The following is a 14,552-nucleotide window of genomic DNA, read 5'->3' on the forward strand; positions in this document are numbered from 1 at the left end:
TGAACTTGCTCCGTCGCATCGTCCGTCTCCTCCGCAAAGGAAACAGACTAACCTCTTAGCGAGGTCTCCTCAGGGGGCAGGGTCAGCCAGGCTGCCCTCGGCGATCTTTTGAATAAGCCGCGGGCCTCCTCCGGTGCTATGACAGCGATCTCCGGGATCAGGCAGAAATCGGCGTCCTTCTTTGCGTAACAGACCGTCGCTTTCGGAAAGGCGGGGCAGCCGTCGGCGTCGGGGAGTTCCGCCACGTGATAGCCATGCAGGTGCGTCAGCAGAACCGCGTCCACCTGCTCGGGCGAGCAGCTTCTGCACGTCCTGCGGCGGCGTGTTCTTGGCGTCGAGCTCGATTTGGCCGTCGTCCAGCGCGGTGATCGCGGAGCCGACCACCATGTGGCGGTAGTAGCCGGGCACTTGCGTGTTCAGCTGCGGGGCTTCGGCGCTGGCCATCTGCACGAAGCCGGCGGGGCCAGCGCCAGCACACCGGCATCCACCAGTTCGACATGCGGACATCGCGTTTTCTTCTGTCAGCGCGCGACGCTGCGCCTTAGAAAGTCGCGCATCTCTGCCGCGATCTCCCGGCCGTGCGTTTCGATGGCGAAGTGCCCGGTGTCGAGGAAGCGCACCTCCGCGTTTGGATTGTCGCGCTCGAACGCTCGAGCGCCGGCTGGGGTAAAAAATGGATCGCGGCAGCCCCAGATCACCAGCGTGGGCGGCCGGTAGCGGCGGAAGTACTCATGGAGCTGCGCGTACTGCTCGATGTTGCTGCCATAGTCGCACAGCAAGTCCAACTGAGCTTCGACGCCGTGGCGATCGATGGCCGCCGACGTCAGCTGATAGGTCTCGGGCGCAATCAGTGACGTGTCTTCTACGCCCTCGGTGTATTGCCACTTGATCATTTCCGGCGTGCTGAAGCGGCGCAGAGCCTCGCGATTTACAGCAGTCGCTCGTTCCATGCTTTGCGTATGTCGGACCAACCCGGACTAAGAGTCCGTTTGAGAATGTCAGGGATGGCTGATTCGTCGGACGAGCAGGCTGCCCATGGCCAGGAAGATCATGGCCTCGGACATGTCGAGGCGGCGTTCATAATCGCGGACGAGGCGTCGGTATCGGGTCAACCAGCCGATGCTGCGCTCGACCACCCAGCGGCGCGGGATAACCTTGACGCCCGGATCGGCGTCGGAACGGCGCACAACCTCGACCACGAAAGCGAGAAAGACGGCCTTGTCGAGCAACTTGCGACGGTCGTAAGCCCCGTCGGCGAAGAAGTGCTTCACCCACGGCCAGCGTTTGCGGATGGCGTCGAGGATCGGCATAGCTCCGGCGCTGTCGGAAATGTCCGCCGTGGTCAGGTTCACGGCCAGCAGCCGCCCATCGGTATCCACCGCGATGTGGCGCTTGCGCCCAACGATCTTCGTCCCAGCGTCGTAACCGCGCTTGTCGGCCATCGGAGCCTTGATGGTTTGGCTGTCGATGGCACCCGCCGTGGGGCTGGCCTCCCGCCCGGCGCGTTCGCGGTCAATCATCAGCGCCACATCATGGATAGTGCGGAACAGCAGGGAGCGCACGAAGCGGCGGAACCACCAATAGACCGTCTGCCAGGGCGGGAAATGCACCGGCAGCATCCGCCATTCGCAGCCCGACCGCACCATGTAGCGCAAGGCGTTCACCACCTCGCGCAAGTCGGTCGTGCGTTTGCGCCCGCGCCCCGAAGGCTGCGGCAGCAAAGGCTCCAGCGCGGCCCATTCCTCGTCGGTCAGGTCGCTCGGATACCGTTTCGTCTTCTTTTCAATGGCCGCCATACGGCCGCGTGTCGATGCGTTCCACATCAACAGCTTGAATCACGCCAGCCTCAGCGGCTCGAGCCTTTTTCAAACAGCCTCTAAGCATACTCTTCTTGGTCTGTCGATCGCCGCCAGGCAGGCCGCCGTCCTGAGCCATTACTCGCCGACCTCGAATTCCGCGCTCGTTAACTTCAGCACGTTGCAGTTCTCCTTCCCGTCACTGTGGCCATTATTCCGGCGTCGACTTGCATCTTCTATCTCCTTCCACCCCGGTACATGCGCGCTCATCAGCGCCTTGAACATGCGGCCATGGCTGGCATAGCGCAGGTGCAGCAGCTCGTGGACGATGACGTAGTCTTGGAAGCGTTCATCCTGCCCGACCAGATCAGCGGCCAGGGTGACGGTCCCGGCCGAGGAACAGGAGCCCCACTTCCTGCGCATTTCCTGAACACGAACGACACGCGGGTTGACGCGCAGCTTCACAGCCCAGGCAAGCGCGCGTCGTCGCAGTTCCTGCGCAGGATAGAGGGACGACTTCACGCCTCGACCTCCGCGAGCAGTAGTCGGATGATCAGGTCGACCACGCGGGCGCGCTCGTCCTGTCCGAGCGCCAGCACGGGTTTGTACATGGCCGCGCGAAGGCGGCGATGCTCATCGGCGTTCACTGCCGCATTCGGGAAACGCGACAGCAGCGCTTCGGCATCCTTGGCGAGCGCCTTAGCGTCGACCGAGGCCGCCTTGACGGCGGCATCCTCGCGCAACACCCAATAGACGGCAAAGGCGCGGGGCGAAAGGCCGCTGTCGCGCGCCGCTTTCATCGCCGCCTCCTTCTCGGCCGCCAGGACTGCAAGCTGGTCCATGGCGGCCAGACCTGTCGTCTTACGGTCTTCGAGGTCTTTAAGGATGCGCTCAGCGCGGTCTTTCAGCGGTTGCAACACCGGAGCCGCGGCGGGATCTTCGTCGATCTCCCGCTGCAGCCCACGCACGAGGTTGAACACCTTGCCCTCGTCGGAGCCCCTCTCGCCCCGCAGCGCGTTGAGCGTGCCCACGTCGAAGGTCACGCTCTTGGTTAGCCGACCCAGGCCATGCTGCTCGGCGTGCTCCTCGATGAGCCGGCGCGTCTTGTAGGCGAGGTCGGCCACGAAGCCGACCTTCTCGGCGTAGGCGCTGCGCACGGCCGCGTACAGCTGGGAGAGCTGCTTGTAGGTCGCGATGTGATCACGAAGGCGAGCGTCCGGGGAGAGGATCTCCCACAGCGCCTCGATCTCCTTGTAGCTTTCGAAGAAGGTTTTCCGCGCCTCGGGCGTCAAGAAGCGGCCGAACACCAGGCGCTCCAGCCGCTCGTCGGCTGTGCCGCCGGGGTCTGATTCCAGGTAATCCTGCTTGGCCTGCTCGATGCGTTGCAGAAAGTCCTGGAGCAGCACGTCGAGGTCCTCGATCACGCCGCTGACGTCCGATGAATCGAACTGCAGCGCCTTCTTCAGCTCGCGCAGCACGCCCACGAAGTCCACCACCAGCCCGACGCGCTTCTGCACGCCGTTGGCATCCACGTACGGCCGGTTCACCCGTGCAATCGACTGCAGCAGCACGTGGTCGCGCATCGGCTTGTCGAGGTACAGGCAGTACAGCGGCGGGGCGTCAAAGCCAGTGAGCAACTTGTCGGTGACGATGAGGATCTTGGGGTTCTCGGCGGGCTTCTTGAACAGCAGGCGCACCTGCTCCTCTTGCTCCTCCGAGAGCTGCAACTGGGCGACCAGCGGCCGATCGATCGCGTCCCCCGCGTTCTGGGTGTAGACCGGTGCCGTCCACTCGGGTGGCAGCAGCTCATCCAGCGCCTTCTTGTACTTGGCGCAGGCCTCGCGGTTCACGGCTACCACGAAGGCCTTGTAGCCCAGAGGCAGCACGTTCTCTTTGAAGTGCTCGGCGATGAAGGCGGATACCTTTTCGATCCGGTCGTCGGCCGATAGGAACGTGCGCAGCCCCACCGCGCGGTCGAGCACCTTGTTCAGTTCCTCGACGTCGGTCACGCCTTCGCTCTCGGCCAGCGCGAAGAACTCCTTGTCCAACTGTTCGGCGGGCACCGTCATTTCGCTGGGTGCCATCACGTGTTTGATCGGCAGGGTCGTCTCGTCCTCGATGGACTCCCTGATCGAGTACTTGTCCAGATAGCCCTGTTCGTCCTCCTGGCCGAAGATCTTGAACGTGCCTTCGCCTTGCGACGTACGCGCAATGGGCGTTCCGGTGAAACCGATGATCGTGGCCTTGGGCACGGCCGCCATCAGATAGGTACCGAGGTCCTTGGCCACCGAACGGTGCGCCTCGTCGATGAACACGTAGACGTTGTCGCGCAAGACACTGTCTTTGCGGATCGCCTCGAACTTGTGGATCATCGAGATGATCAACCCGCGGAAATCAGCGTCCAGCAGCGATTGCAGCTCGGCCTTGTTGTTGGCGCGCTTGACGGCGATGTCCTGCTGTTGCATCTCGCCCAGTAGGCGCTCCACCCAGCCTTTCAGCTGACCTTCCAGTTCGGTGCGGTCCACCACCAGGATCACCGTCGCGTTGGCAAAGCGCGCCTTGTCCTCCAGGATCAAGCGCGCGGCGGTCAGCAGCGTGAAGGTCTTGCCCGAGCCCTGGGTGTGCCAGATCAGGCCGCGCGTCTTGGCCGGGTCGGCGCAGCGGTGCAAGATGGCGTCGATGGCACGCCGCTGGTGCTGACGCAGCACCGACTTGCGCGTCTCGCCGTCTTGCACGTAGAACAAAATCCAGTGCTGTAGGGTGCGCAGGAAGTCGGCCGGCTCGAAAAACGACTGCACCGCAAAGCGGTACGTCTCTTCCGGCGCTTGCTTCCAGCGCGCCATGTCGCGGCGGTTGGCGTTCCAGGTCACGCCGTACCAGTAATCGAGCAAGTGCGTCACGTTGAAAAGCTGTGGCGCGGCCAGCAGCTCCGACGTTTCCAGTTCGTAGCGGCGCAGTTGCTTGATCGCGCGCTCGATGGCGTCGCCGTCGTTCGGGTTCTTGTGCTCGACAATCACCACCGGCACGCCGTTGACGAGGAACACCACATCCGCCCGGTTGCCTTTCCGCGCGGGCGGTTTGATCTTCCACTCCCAGGTGACGTGAAAGGCGTTGTCCGTCACGCGCTCGAAGTCGATGAGCCGCACCGGCCGGTGGCGCTTCTCGGCCTCGTCGTACCACTGGCGTTCGCCGCGCAGCCAGGCCAGCAGCTCGCGGTTGCCCTCGATGGTGGCGGGCAGCGCGTCCAGGGTTTCGACCACCGAACGCACCGCATCGGCCGAAAGCCAAGGGTTGAACGCGGCGAGCTTGGCCTGCAGCACGTCGCGGAAGAACGTACCCGCGTCGCCGCCGCGCTGGGTGCGTGCATCCTCCGGCGTGATCGGCGTCCAGCCGATCTCGGCGGCGTGCTTCACCATCGGGAACTGCACCGTACCTGCCTCGGAGATCTTGAGGGTGCTCATGCAGCACCCTCCGCGGCACCGTCACCCTCGGGCTTCTTCACCGGCCGCGGGCAGACCGTGCGCAAGCCGTCGATGTGCTCGTACAGATCGGGGCGGATCGTGGCCCACATCGGGTCTAGGATGAAGTCGATGCCCTCGCGACGCGCGAGCTTGGCGGCCGGCACGAAGTCCGCATCGCCCGAGATCAGCACGATTTGGTTGACCTGCTGCTTGTAGGCCAGGGAAGCGATATCCAGGCCCAGGCGCATGTCCACACCCTTCTGGCGAAGGTCCAACCGGAAATCGTCGTCGGTGAGGTCCTCCCAACGCCGCTTGCCGTTGGTGAGCTCCTTTAGCACTTCGGCCTTGAGCTGCCAGCGCACTTGGCCGGTCGGGATTTCGCCCATACGCAGCGCTACCTTGCGCAGGCCGCGCAGCGCCTCGTGAAACTCGTGCCGCCACTGCGCCGTCGGCGACTGGGCCAGGTCTAGCGACTTCTTGCCCAGCGGCGTATGCCCCTTCCAGGCCGCTGGCGGCGCGTCGTAGACGAAGATTCGGTACAGGCGGGCCGTGCGCCGGCCTTTGGCATCGTTGAGATGGTCCAGCGCTAGCTTGTGAAGCTTCTCGGCTGCCTCACGAGGCGAAGTGCGGCTGCCGGAAAAAAAATTGCCCCGGGGTTCGGCGCTTCCCGGATGAGCGAGGGAAGGCGTACTGCCGGGGGCGGATGACGGCTTGATCATAGCCGAAGTCTCCTTTTCTATCAAGCCGCCTGGTGGGGCGCGTGATGGGACTCGACGGCCGAGAGGTCGAGGTCTGCCACGCGGATCTCGCCGGTCATCAGCTTGTGCAGCAGGGCCTTGAAGAGTTCTTCCAGTACCGCCCGCTTCTGGCGATGCAGTGCGATCTTGCGGTCGATGGCATCCAGGATGGTGACGATTTCGCGTTGGTCCTCGACGCTTGGAATCGGCACCTTCAGCTCATAGAGTTGACTGCTGTTGATGGACGGCAAAGGTCCCGCATTGGCTATAGAAGACAGATTAATAGTCTGAAACCAGCCAAACAGATACTTGGGGAGGCAATATTCGCGATCAAGAACAGTCACTCCCATGATGTTGTTGTCTACAAGAGACTCGACAGTTAGCAGACGTTTTTTGTTTGTATGAAGCGCTCCCCCAACCTTCGGAAAAATGATTGTCTCGGGCGGAAATGGCTTGGCTCGCAGGTCATCTAGTTCTGTTCGGTCAATCCAATTTGTGGCTGCGTGCATCTCTACTTCGTTATCTGCCAGGTTCATGTCGCTGACCTTGTAGAACGGCAGGTCACCGTGATTTTTTCCTTGCAGAGCAGGCGGAAAACTTGTTCCGGCACGTACCGATGCAACAGAATCCAGACGAGCAATTTCCCAACTCTCCGGCACCGGCCCGATCTCGGTGTCTTTCTGCGGCTCGCCGCGCAAGCCCCGGGTGAACAGCTCGCGCATGGCGGCGCGTTTGAGGTTCGCCAACTCTTTCAGCAACTCGCTTTGCTTATGGATGCTTCGATCCAACAATGAGAGGACGCCAGCGATACTTTCCTGCTCCGCCCGTGGCGGCAGCGGAACTGAAATGTCATAGAAGGCTTTGGGCTCAACACGTTCTCGGCTCGGAGTCGAACCAGATACCAGCCCCTTTGCGATGGGCATGACCCATTCAGATCGAAGTAGGTAATATCCGAAGTCTTGGTCAAGTTTCTCGACGGGAACGATGGGCATCCATTCGGTAGATGCAAGCCTCCTCAGAGGGGCTTTGCTCTTGACGTTCCAGACCTTTTCGACTCTGGGGTTCAACTTTCCGAAAAGCAGGCAGGAATGCGGGATCAGCAGTTTCTGACTTTGAATGTCACGGCCACTGACGACCAATGGCTTCGCTGCTTCTTGATATGCTGGAATGCTGTAGTACTCGAAGCGTTCTTCTGGAAAGTTTCTCGGGTCGAGCGAGCCGACGCCTCCTGCGTGGAGTTCACGCAGAGAGACTTGTTGCCATTCAACAGGGAAATTAGTGGCTGCGCTCATACGAACTTACGGAGTGCATTGATCAGCACGTCCACGCTTTGAGTAAGCGCAGCCTCTTCGGCGGAGATTCTTTCGAAGTCTTCGATAATGTGGGCGAGGCGTCGACGCTCGGCGTCATCTGATCCGTTCACCCACCGACTCGGGCTCAGGTTGTAATCCGCCTCCCGCGCCTGGTCGGTGGTGATGACCGCGAGTTCCCCTTCGACCGGCTCGCCCTTGAGGTACATCGCCGCGAGCGGCCGGATGTCCTCCTCCGGCAGGTAGTTCTTGGGCCGACCCTTCTTGAAGCGGCGGCTGGCGTTGAGCAGCACGATCTTGCCCTTGCGCGCCGCGGGCTTGCGCTTGGAGAGCACCACGATCACGCCGGCGGCGGTGGTGTTGTAGAAGAGGTTTTCGGGCAGCAGGATCACGCCGTCGATCAGGTCTTGATCGACGAACCACTTGCGGATGTTGCGTTCCTTGTCCTCGTTCTTGCTGCCGGAGCCGCGCGTCACCGCGCCGGTGTCGAGCACCACGGCGGCGCGGCCGTGGTCGTTCATGCAGGCCAGCGTGTGCTGCAGCCAGGCCCAATCGCCTTTACCGCTGGTGATGCCGCCGGCGGTGCGGAAGCGGTCGAAGGGGTCGTTGGCGAACAAGTCCGGCGCAAACGGCTGGTTCCACATCGGATTGGCGACGACGATGTCGTGCTGCCTGATGGAGCCGTCCGCATTGCGGAACTTGGGGTTGATCATGGTGTCGCCGCGCGCGAGCTCCACCTCCATGTCGTGGATGATCGCGTTCATCTGCGCGACGGCGTAGCTCTCGGCCTGCAGCTCCTGGCCGGAGAGCTTGAGCGGCACGCGGCTGGTGGGGTCCAGCTCGCGGGCAACGAGCTGCAGCTTGATCAAGAGCCCCGCCGAGCCGCAGGCGTAGTCGTGGCAGGTCTCGCCGGGCTTGGGGCGCAGGAGGTGCGCCATCAGAAAGCCCACTTCGGTCGGCGTGAAAAACTCGCCCGCGCTCTGGCCGGAGCCTTCGGCGAACTTGCGCAGCAGGTATTCGTAGGCGCGGCCGAGGAAATCGGGCTGCACGTCGGCAAGGCCCAGCCGATAGCGCGGGTCGGAGAAGGTCTCGACCACGCCGCGCAGCTTGGCCGGGTTGATGTCGCGCTCGCCGTTCCGTTCGGCGGCGAAATCCACCACGTCGATGACGCCCGAGAGTGAGGGGTTCTGCTTGACCACCGCGCGCACGGCCTTGGTCAGGTGCTCGCCGATGTCCCGGGGGGCAGTCGGGCGGCCACGGTCGTCGAGTGGCCAGTCGAACGACTCACGCCCGCTGATCACCGCCCAACGCGCTTCCGGCGGCAGATAAAAGCGCAGCAGGGAGTGGTCGGACTCTGCGATCTCCAGCGCGGTGGCGCGGTCGCCGTATTCCTCGGCCAGGCGTTCGATTTCGTCATCGAAGACGTCGGACAGGCGCTTGAGGAAGAGCAGCGGCAGCAGGTAGTCCTTGAACTTGGCTGCATCCTTCTCGCCCCGGATCGAGCAGGCGGCGTCCCATAGCATCTGCTCCATCGGCTTGGTGGTGGGCGTGGCGGCCGCCCGTCCCCGTCGGCGACGCGCCACTTGCGCGGCGGCCTCGGCAGGCGGGGGACTGTCTGCGCCCTCGATGCCCGCCTCGCGCGCCAGTGCCAGGATGGCCTCCTGCGCGGCGCGCTGTGGCTTGTTGCCGCCACCCTCCCAGCGGTTGACCGTGGCAAAGGAGACGCCCAGGCGCTCGGCGAGCTGCTCCTGGGTGAGGTTGAGCGCGGAGCGGATCGCGCGCAGCAGGGCGGTGAATTCGAGCGGCGGTGTCATATCTGCGATATTTGCTATATCGCAGATATTTGTCAATCCCCTTCAGGTTTACGATGATTCCCTTGCAAGACGCTTTCACGTCGCGCTCGCCCTCATGCTGCGACTTTGGGTCGGGGTCGCCAGACACGATTCTTCGTAGCTTTGGGCTCAATCCCCTCACTGCGCCAGCGTTCGAGGGTGGCCTCGCTGATACCCCAGCGGGCGGCGAGTTGCTTCTGGTTGAGATGCACGACTTCCACCTTGGTCTCCTTCCGAGCGAGTTGGCAGGCATCCATGAACGCGCTGTTCGGTCGGGGCGCCAAGGTTGCGGCTGGCTGCCTGCAAGCAAGTCGAACCGCCTGCGCCAGACTCGAATATTTCGAATGCTTCGCGCATTTCGGTTACGCTCCCTCCCGGAAGATGTCCCAGGATGAGGCTGCGATGTCCGCCCTGTCACCTGCCCGCCCCCTGCCGACGGCTGAGGAGGCCGCCCTCTCCCGTGAAAGCAGCCGAGTCCTGTCTACCTGCCTGCAAACCCGCGCCGAGACGCTGCAGATCGATATCGTCGACGACAAGGGGGCCGCCCGGCGGGTGCGCATCCCCGTATCGGCGCTGTGGCTGCTGGTGGAGGTCCCGACCGAGATCGGCGAGAGCAAGGCAGTCAGCATCATCCCGATCCACGCCGAGCTGACGACCCAAGAGGCGGCGGATGTGCTGAATGTCTCGCGCCCGTTCCTGGTGCAGTTGCTGGAGCGTGGCGAGATTCCGTTCCACAAGGTCGGCACGCATCGGTGCGTGCGCTACCAGGACGTGATCGCCTACAAGGAGCGCATCGACGCCGAGCGCCGCAAGGCCCTCGACGCCCTGGCGGAGCAGGCCCAGGCGCTCAAGATGGGGTACGCCTGAGCCGGGAATGAGCCGGGATTCTGGTCACGCTGATACTCGAACGCTCGAACGGACGCCGGTTCGGTTCCGGTGCTAGGAATCGAACGGGGACTGGGAAGCACGCCGGTTCAGCGTCCCACTTCGGCGACCACGCCCAAGGACACCCCTCAAAGGTCAACGGACTTCAGCCTGTCAAGCCCGAATTTTCACAGCGCTCAACAGCGCTTCGCGACTTGTCGCAGCGCCGGTCTCGCGCATTTCCAATGACGGTTTGACACAGGCTGCTTGCCCACCACCAATTTCACCTTCTTGCCGGCAGGTCTGCCCGATGCTGTCGGCTACCGACCAGGAGGATTCCCGGATACCATGTCCACCGACATCTATCAGAGCCTGACCCAGCTCGGTCGGGCCACGCCGGCACCGACATCGCCCGAGGAAGCCGTGCTCGAGGCCGTGCCCAACCCGCACCCCGGCACGACCTATCTCGTCCGCTTCACCTGCCCCGAGTTCACCTCCCTCTGCCCGGTGACCGGCCAGCCGGACTTCGCGCATCTGGTCATCGACTACGTTCCCGACCGGCTGCTGGTCGAGAGCAAGTCCCTGAAGCTCTATCTCGCCTCGTTCCGCAACCATGCCGGCTTCCACGAGGCCTGCACGGTCGGGATCGGCAAGCGCCTGGTCGAGCGGCTGGAGCCCCAATGGCTCAGGATCGGCGGCTACTGGTATCCGCGCGGCGGCATCCCGATCGACGTGTTCTGGCAGACCGGCCCGGCACCCGAAGGCTTGTGGCTTCCCGATCAGGGTGTCCCGCCCTATCGCGGCCGCGGCTGAGCGGGAAAATCCGCCCCCTTGACCTTCCAGTCGCTGGAAGCTCCATCTGAGGAGGGTGACGCCACCTTCCCGGAGGCCCAGCCCTTGCTGCAGACGATCGAGCGTGAGCCTGCGACGCGGTCCTTGGCCTTGCCGATCAGGGGCATGACCTGCGCCGGCTGCGCCCGCCGGGTCGAGAAGGCGCTGCAGGCGGTGCCCGGCGTGCGGTCGGCAGCCGTCAACCTCATGCTTGAGCGCGCCGAGGTGGTGCTCGACCCGGCAGAAGCTGACGAAGAACGCCTTGTCGAGACGGTCCGCGCCATCGGCTACGAGGTGCCGGTGGTATCCGCCGAGGCCGAAGCGGCCCCGGCCCTCCCCGAGGAGAGCGGGCGAGCCGAGCTCCTTCGCCTCGTCGCCGCCGCGGCGCTCACCCTGCCCCTGCTCCTGCCCATGCTGCTGGGCTGGCTCGGCTGGGGCGGGCATCTGCCGGTGTGGCTGGAGCTCGCCCTCGCGACACCCGTCCAGCTCGTGATCGGCGCCCGCTTCTACCGCGGCGCCTGGCAGGCGCTCCGTGCCCGCAGCGGCAACATGGACGTGCTCGTGGCGCTCGGTACCAGCGCCGCCTACTTCTACAGCCTGTGGCTCGTGCTGCGGCACGGACACGTCGCCACGGGCCATCTCTACTTCGAGGCCGCCGCCGTCGTGATCACGCTGGTGCTGCTCGGCAAGTGGCTGGAGGCGCGGGCGAAGCGCGGCGCCTCGGCGGCCCTGCGCGAGCTGATGGCGCTGCGGCCCGCCACCGCCACCGTGCTGCGCGCCGGCCGGGAAGTCAGCGTGCCCGTCGCCGAAATCCGGCGCGGCGACATCGTCGTCGTCCGTCCGGGCGAGCGCATCGCCGTCGACGGCACCGTAACCGACGGGGTGAGCGAGATCGACGAATCGCTCCTCACCGGCGAGAGCATGCCGATGACGCGGGGGCCCGGCGAGCCCGTCGTCGCCGGCTCGATCAACGGCCCGGGCCGGCTCAAGGTCAGGGCCGAGCGGCTCGGCGCCGACACCACGCTCGCCCGGATCACCGCCCTCGTCGAGCAGGCGCAGATGGGCAAGGCTCCGATCCAGCGCCTCGTCGATCGCGTCAGCGGCATCTTCGTGCCTGTGGTGATCGCGATCGCCACCCTCACCTTCCTGGGCTGGCTCATCGCTGGCGGCAGCTTCGAGCAGGCCATGGTCGCCGCGGTCTCGGTGCTCGTGATCGCCTGCCCCTGCGCACTCGGCCTCGCCACCCCGGCGGCGCTCGTCGCCGGCACTGGCGTCGCGGCCCGCGCCGGCATCCTGATCAAGAGCATCGAGACGCTCGAGCGCGCCCATGCCGTGCGGACGATCGTGTTCGACAAGACCGGCACCCTCACCCGCGGCAAGCCCGAGGTCGGCGCGGTCGTTCCCGTGCCGGGCGGTGCCGCGGCCGAGCTCCTGCGCCTCGCCGCTTCCGCCCAACGCGGCAGCGAGCATCCGCTCGGCCGGGCCGTGGTCCGCCACGCCGAAGCCGAAGGCCTGGTCGTGGGCGAGCCCACTTCGTTCACGGCCCTTCCCGGCCGCGGGCTCGAGGCGGAGGTGGCGGGCCATGCCGTCCTGATCGGCACGGCCGACCTCATGGCCGGGCACGGCATCGCCATCGGCACCCTCGCCGCCGAGGCCGAGGATCTGGCCCGCCGTGGCGACAGCATCGCCTGGGTCGCAGTGGACGGCAGGCTCGCCGGGCTGATCGGCTTGCGCGACGCCGTCCGGCCCGAAGCCGCGGCCGCCGTCCGCGCCCTGGCGCGGCAGGGCATCGCGAGCATCATGCTGAGCGGCGATCATCACGAGGCCGCGCTCCGGGTGGCGAAGGATCTCGGTATCGCGGCGGTGCGCGCGCCCGTCCGGCCGGAGGACAAGGCCGCGGAGGTGATGCGGCTACGGCGGCAGGGGCACGTCGTCGCCATGGTCGGCGACGGGGTCAACGACGCGCCGGCGCTGGCCGCGGCCGATGTCGGCATCGCCATGGGCACCGGTGCGGACGTAGCGCTCGAGACCGCCGGGATCACGCTCATGCGCCCGGACCCGCTGCTCGTGCCGGCGGCGATCGACATTGCCCGGCGCACCTGGGCGAAGATCCGGCAGAACCTGTTCTGGGCCTTCGTCTACAACGTCGTGGCCCTGCCGCTCGCGGCCATGGGCCTCCTGACGCCGGCCCTGGCCGGGGCGGCCATGGCGCTGAGCAGTGTCAGCGTGGTCACGAACGCGCTCACCCTCCGCCGCTGGCGCCCGCCGGCCACAACCATTCAGGGGACGGCACGGCCATGAACATCGGCGAGGCGGCGAAGCGGACCGGACTGCCGGCCAAGACCATCCGCTACTACGAGGACATCGGCCTCGTGGTGCCTTCCGGGCGGCGGGAGAACAACTATCGCGATTACGGCGAGCAGGACGTGCACCTGCTCCAGTTCGTGGCCCGTGCGCGCTCCTTGGGCTTCTCGGTCGAGAACTGCCGCGAGCTCTTGAGCCTCTACCGCGACCAGCACCGGGCGAGTGCCGACGTGAAGGCCCTGGCCGAGGCCAGGATTCGCGATATCGAGCAGAAGATCCGGGAGCTCGAGGCCATGAAGGCCACCTTGCAGGACCTCGTCGCTCGCTGCCACGGCGACGACCGGCCCGACTGCCCCATCCTCAGCGACCTCGCCCACGATACGCTGCAGGAGACCGCCTGCTGCGCCGGGGCCAGCGAAGGGAGACCGCGATGATCCGACCTCTCCTGTCACGCCGCCTCGTGCTCGGCGGTACGGTCCTTCTCGGCGTCGGGCTCGGCGTGCCGCTCGGACGGGCTCGGGCCGCCACCCTGGTCCAGGTCAGAAAGCAGCGCGGCTGCAGCTGCTGCGACGGCTGGGTCGAGCATCTGCGTGCGAACGGCTTCATCTGCGAGGTGAGCACGCTCGACGACCTCACCTCGGTCAAGGCGAACCTCGGCGTGCCGGAAGCGCTCCGGTCCTGCCATACCGCCACGGCCGAGGGCTATGTCGTCGAGGGCCACGTGCCGGCTTCGGCCCTGCGGCGCCTCCTGGCGGAACGCCCGGCGATCCAGGGACTCGCGGTCCCCGGCATGCCGCTCGGCTCGCCCGGAATGCCCGGCGAGCCGGTGGACGAGTATGCGGTGATCGCGTTCGCCAAGGACGGCACGCAGCGCACCTTCATGCGCTTTTCGGGCGAGCGCGAGACGATCTGACGCCACTCGGCCCGTGAGAGCCGGTGCCGCGGCATCGCCGGCGCCCGCAGCCCTCGCAGCCTCGGCCAGGACCCAGGCCCCGAACGGCCGGATCGGTCCGCTCGCCTTGGCCAGAGGGATGAAGCTCTGCGGCGAGATCGGACCCTGCTCGGAATGAGACCGGCACGGAAGCCTCCTGCGCCGACCACCTGCCCCGAGGTGAGACTCACCTGCGGCCGGTCGGGCAAAATCAGGGCGTCGCGCCGCAGCGCCTGGCGCAGCTCCCGCTCCATGGTCCGCTGCGCCCTCAGCGTGCGGCCGAGCTGGGGATCGAACAGGCGCCAGCGTCGGTGCTCGGCTTCGTCGCGCCGCCTCGAGCACCAGCTCCGCGGTGCGGAAGAGATGCTGGAACGAAGCGGCATGATCCGGAAACAGCCCCCGCTGGCGGCGAGCGGGATCTCGCAGACCTCGATGCCGGAGCTCCACCGGAGCGCCACGGCAACGGCGCCGAGCCGCCAGAAGGCG

General features: G+C 65.7%; 13 protein-coding genes. 5 read left to right on the forward strand and 8 right to left on the reverse strand.

Translation table 11 applies throughout. The features are described from left to right. Positions 1-69 precede the first annotated feature (69 nt). From U1T56_RS21910 to U1T56_RS21945, 8 genes are all read right to left on the reverse strand, one after another. Positions 70-444: a hypothetical protein gene (locus U1T56_RS21910; protein WP_418161641.1), complete on the reverse strand. Its 375-nt coding sequence runs from the start codon at positions 442-444 to the stop codon at positions 70-72. A gap of 77 nt (positions 445-521) precedes the next feature. Next, positions 522-950 carry an alpha/beta fold hydrolase gene (locus U1T56_RS21915; RefSeq protein ID WP_418161642.1) on the reverse strand — a complete coding sequence of 143 codons (429 nt, stop codon included), beginning with the start codon at positions 948-950 and terminating at the stop codon, positions 522-524. A gap of 48 nt (positions 951-998) precedes the next feature. After that, a complete protein-coding gene (locus U1T56_RS21920) occupies positions 999-1,823 on the reverse strand; it encodes an IS5 family transposase (RefSeq protein ID WP_418161643.1) in 825 nt (274 codons plus the stop codon). 111 nt (positions 1,824-1,934) lie between these two features. Then, a complete protein-coding gene (locus U1T56_RS21925) occupies positions 1,935-2,318 on the reverse strand; it encodes a M48 metallopeptidase family protein (RefSeq protein ID WP_418161644.1) in 384 nt (127 codons plus the stop codon). After that, positions 2,315-5,257 carry a type I restriction endonuclease subunit R gene (locus U1T56_RS21930; protein ID WP_418161645.1) on the reverse strand — a complete coding sequence of 981 codons (2,943 nt, stop codon included), beginning with the start codon at positions 5,255-5,257 and terminating at the stop codon, positions 2,315-2,317. The genes U1T56_RS21925 and U1T56_RS21930 overlap by 4 nt, the downstream gene beginning before the upstream one ends. Further along, entirely contained in the window at positions 5,254-5,976 is a 723-nt protein-coding gene (locus U1T56_RS21935; protein WP_418161646.1) for an NYN domain-containing protein, read from the reverse strand. Before U1T56_RS21935 ends, U1T56_RS21930 begins: the two co-directional genes overlap by 4 nt. 20 nt (positions 5,977-5,996) lie before the next feature. Then, the gene (locus tag U1T56_RS21940; protein WP_418161647.1) at positions 5,997-7,286 is read right to left on the reverse strand and encodes a restriction endonuclease subunit S; all 1,290 of its coding nucleotides are present in this window, start codon (positions 7,284-7,286) and stop codon (positions 5,997-5,999) included. Further along, positions 7,283-9,118 carry an N-6 DNA methylase gene (locus U1T56_RS21945; RefSeq protein WP_418161648.1) on the reverse strand — a complete coding sequence of 612 codons (1,836 nt, stop codon included), beginning with the start codon at positions 9,116-9,118 and terminating at the stop codon, positions 7,283-7,285. The genes U1T56_RS21940 and U1T56_RS21945 overlap by 4 nt, the downstream gene beginning before the upstream one ends. 420 nt (positions 9,119-9,538) lie before the next feature. Between U1T56_RS21945 and U1T56_RS21950 the strand changes: the two genes are divergently transcribed. From U1T56_RS21950 to U1T56_RS21970, 5 genes are all read left to right on the forward strand, one after another. After that, positions 9,539-10,003 carry a helix-turn-helix domain-containing protein gene (locus U1T56_RS21950; protein ID WP_418161680.1) on the forward strand — a complete coding sequence of 155 codons (465 nt, stop codon included), beginning with the start codon at positions 9,539-9,541 and terminating at the stop codon, positions 10,001-10,003. Positions 10,004-10,348: 345 nt separating this feature from the next. Then, the gene (gene queF / locus U1T56_RS21955; protein ID WP_418161649.1) at positions 10,349-10,813 is read left to right on the forward strand and encodes a preQ(1) synthase; all 465 of its coding nucleotides are present in this window, start codon (positions 10,349-10,351) and stop codon (positions 10,811-10,813) included. Positions 10,814-10,897: 84 nt separating this feature from the next. Continuing rightward, on the forward strand, positions 10,898-13,132 hold the full coding sequence (locus U1T56_RS21960; RefSeq protein WP_418161650.1) for a heavy metal translocating P-type ATPase: 2,235 nt from the start codon (positions 10,898-10,900) through the stop codon (positions 13,130-13,132). Then, positions 13,129-13,569, forward strand: coding sequence for a Cu(I)-responsive transcriptional regulator (gene cueR, locus U1T56_RS21965; protein WP_418161651.1), 441 nt, complete (start codon positions 13,129-13,131; stop codon positions 13,567-13,569). Before U1T56_RS21960 ends, cueR begins: the two co-directional genes overlap by 4 nt. Next, positions 13,566-14,048 carry a DUF411 domain-containing protein gene (locus U1T56_RS21970; protein ID WP_418161652.1) on the forward strand — a complete coding sequence of 161 codons (483 nt, stop codon included), beginning with the start codon at positions 13,566-13,568 and terminating at the stop codon, positions 14,046-14,048. Before cueR ends, U1T56_RS21970 begins: the two co-directional genes overlap by 4 nt. The last annotated feature ends 504 nt before the right edge of the window (positions 14,049-14,552 follow it).

Source organism: Benzoatithermus flavus (assembly GCF_037908215.1).
In the GTDB taxonomy this organism is placed as follows: Bacteria; Pseudomonadota; Alphaproteobacteria; order Geminicoccales; family Geminicoccaceae; genus Benzoatithermus; species Benzoatithermus flavus.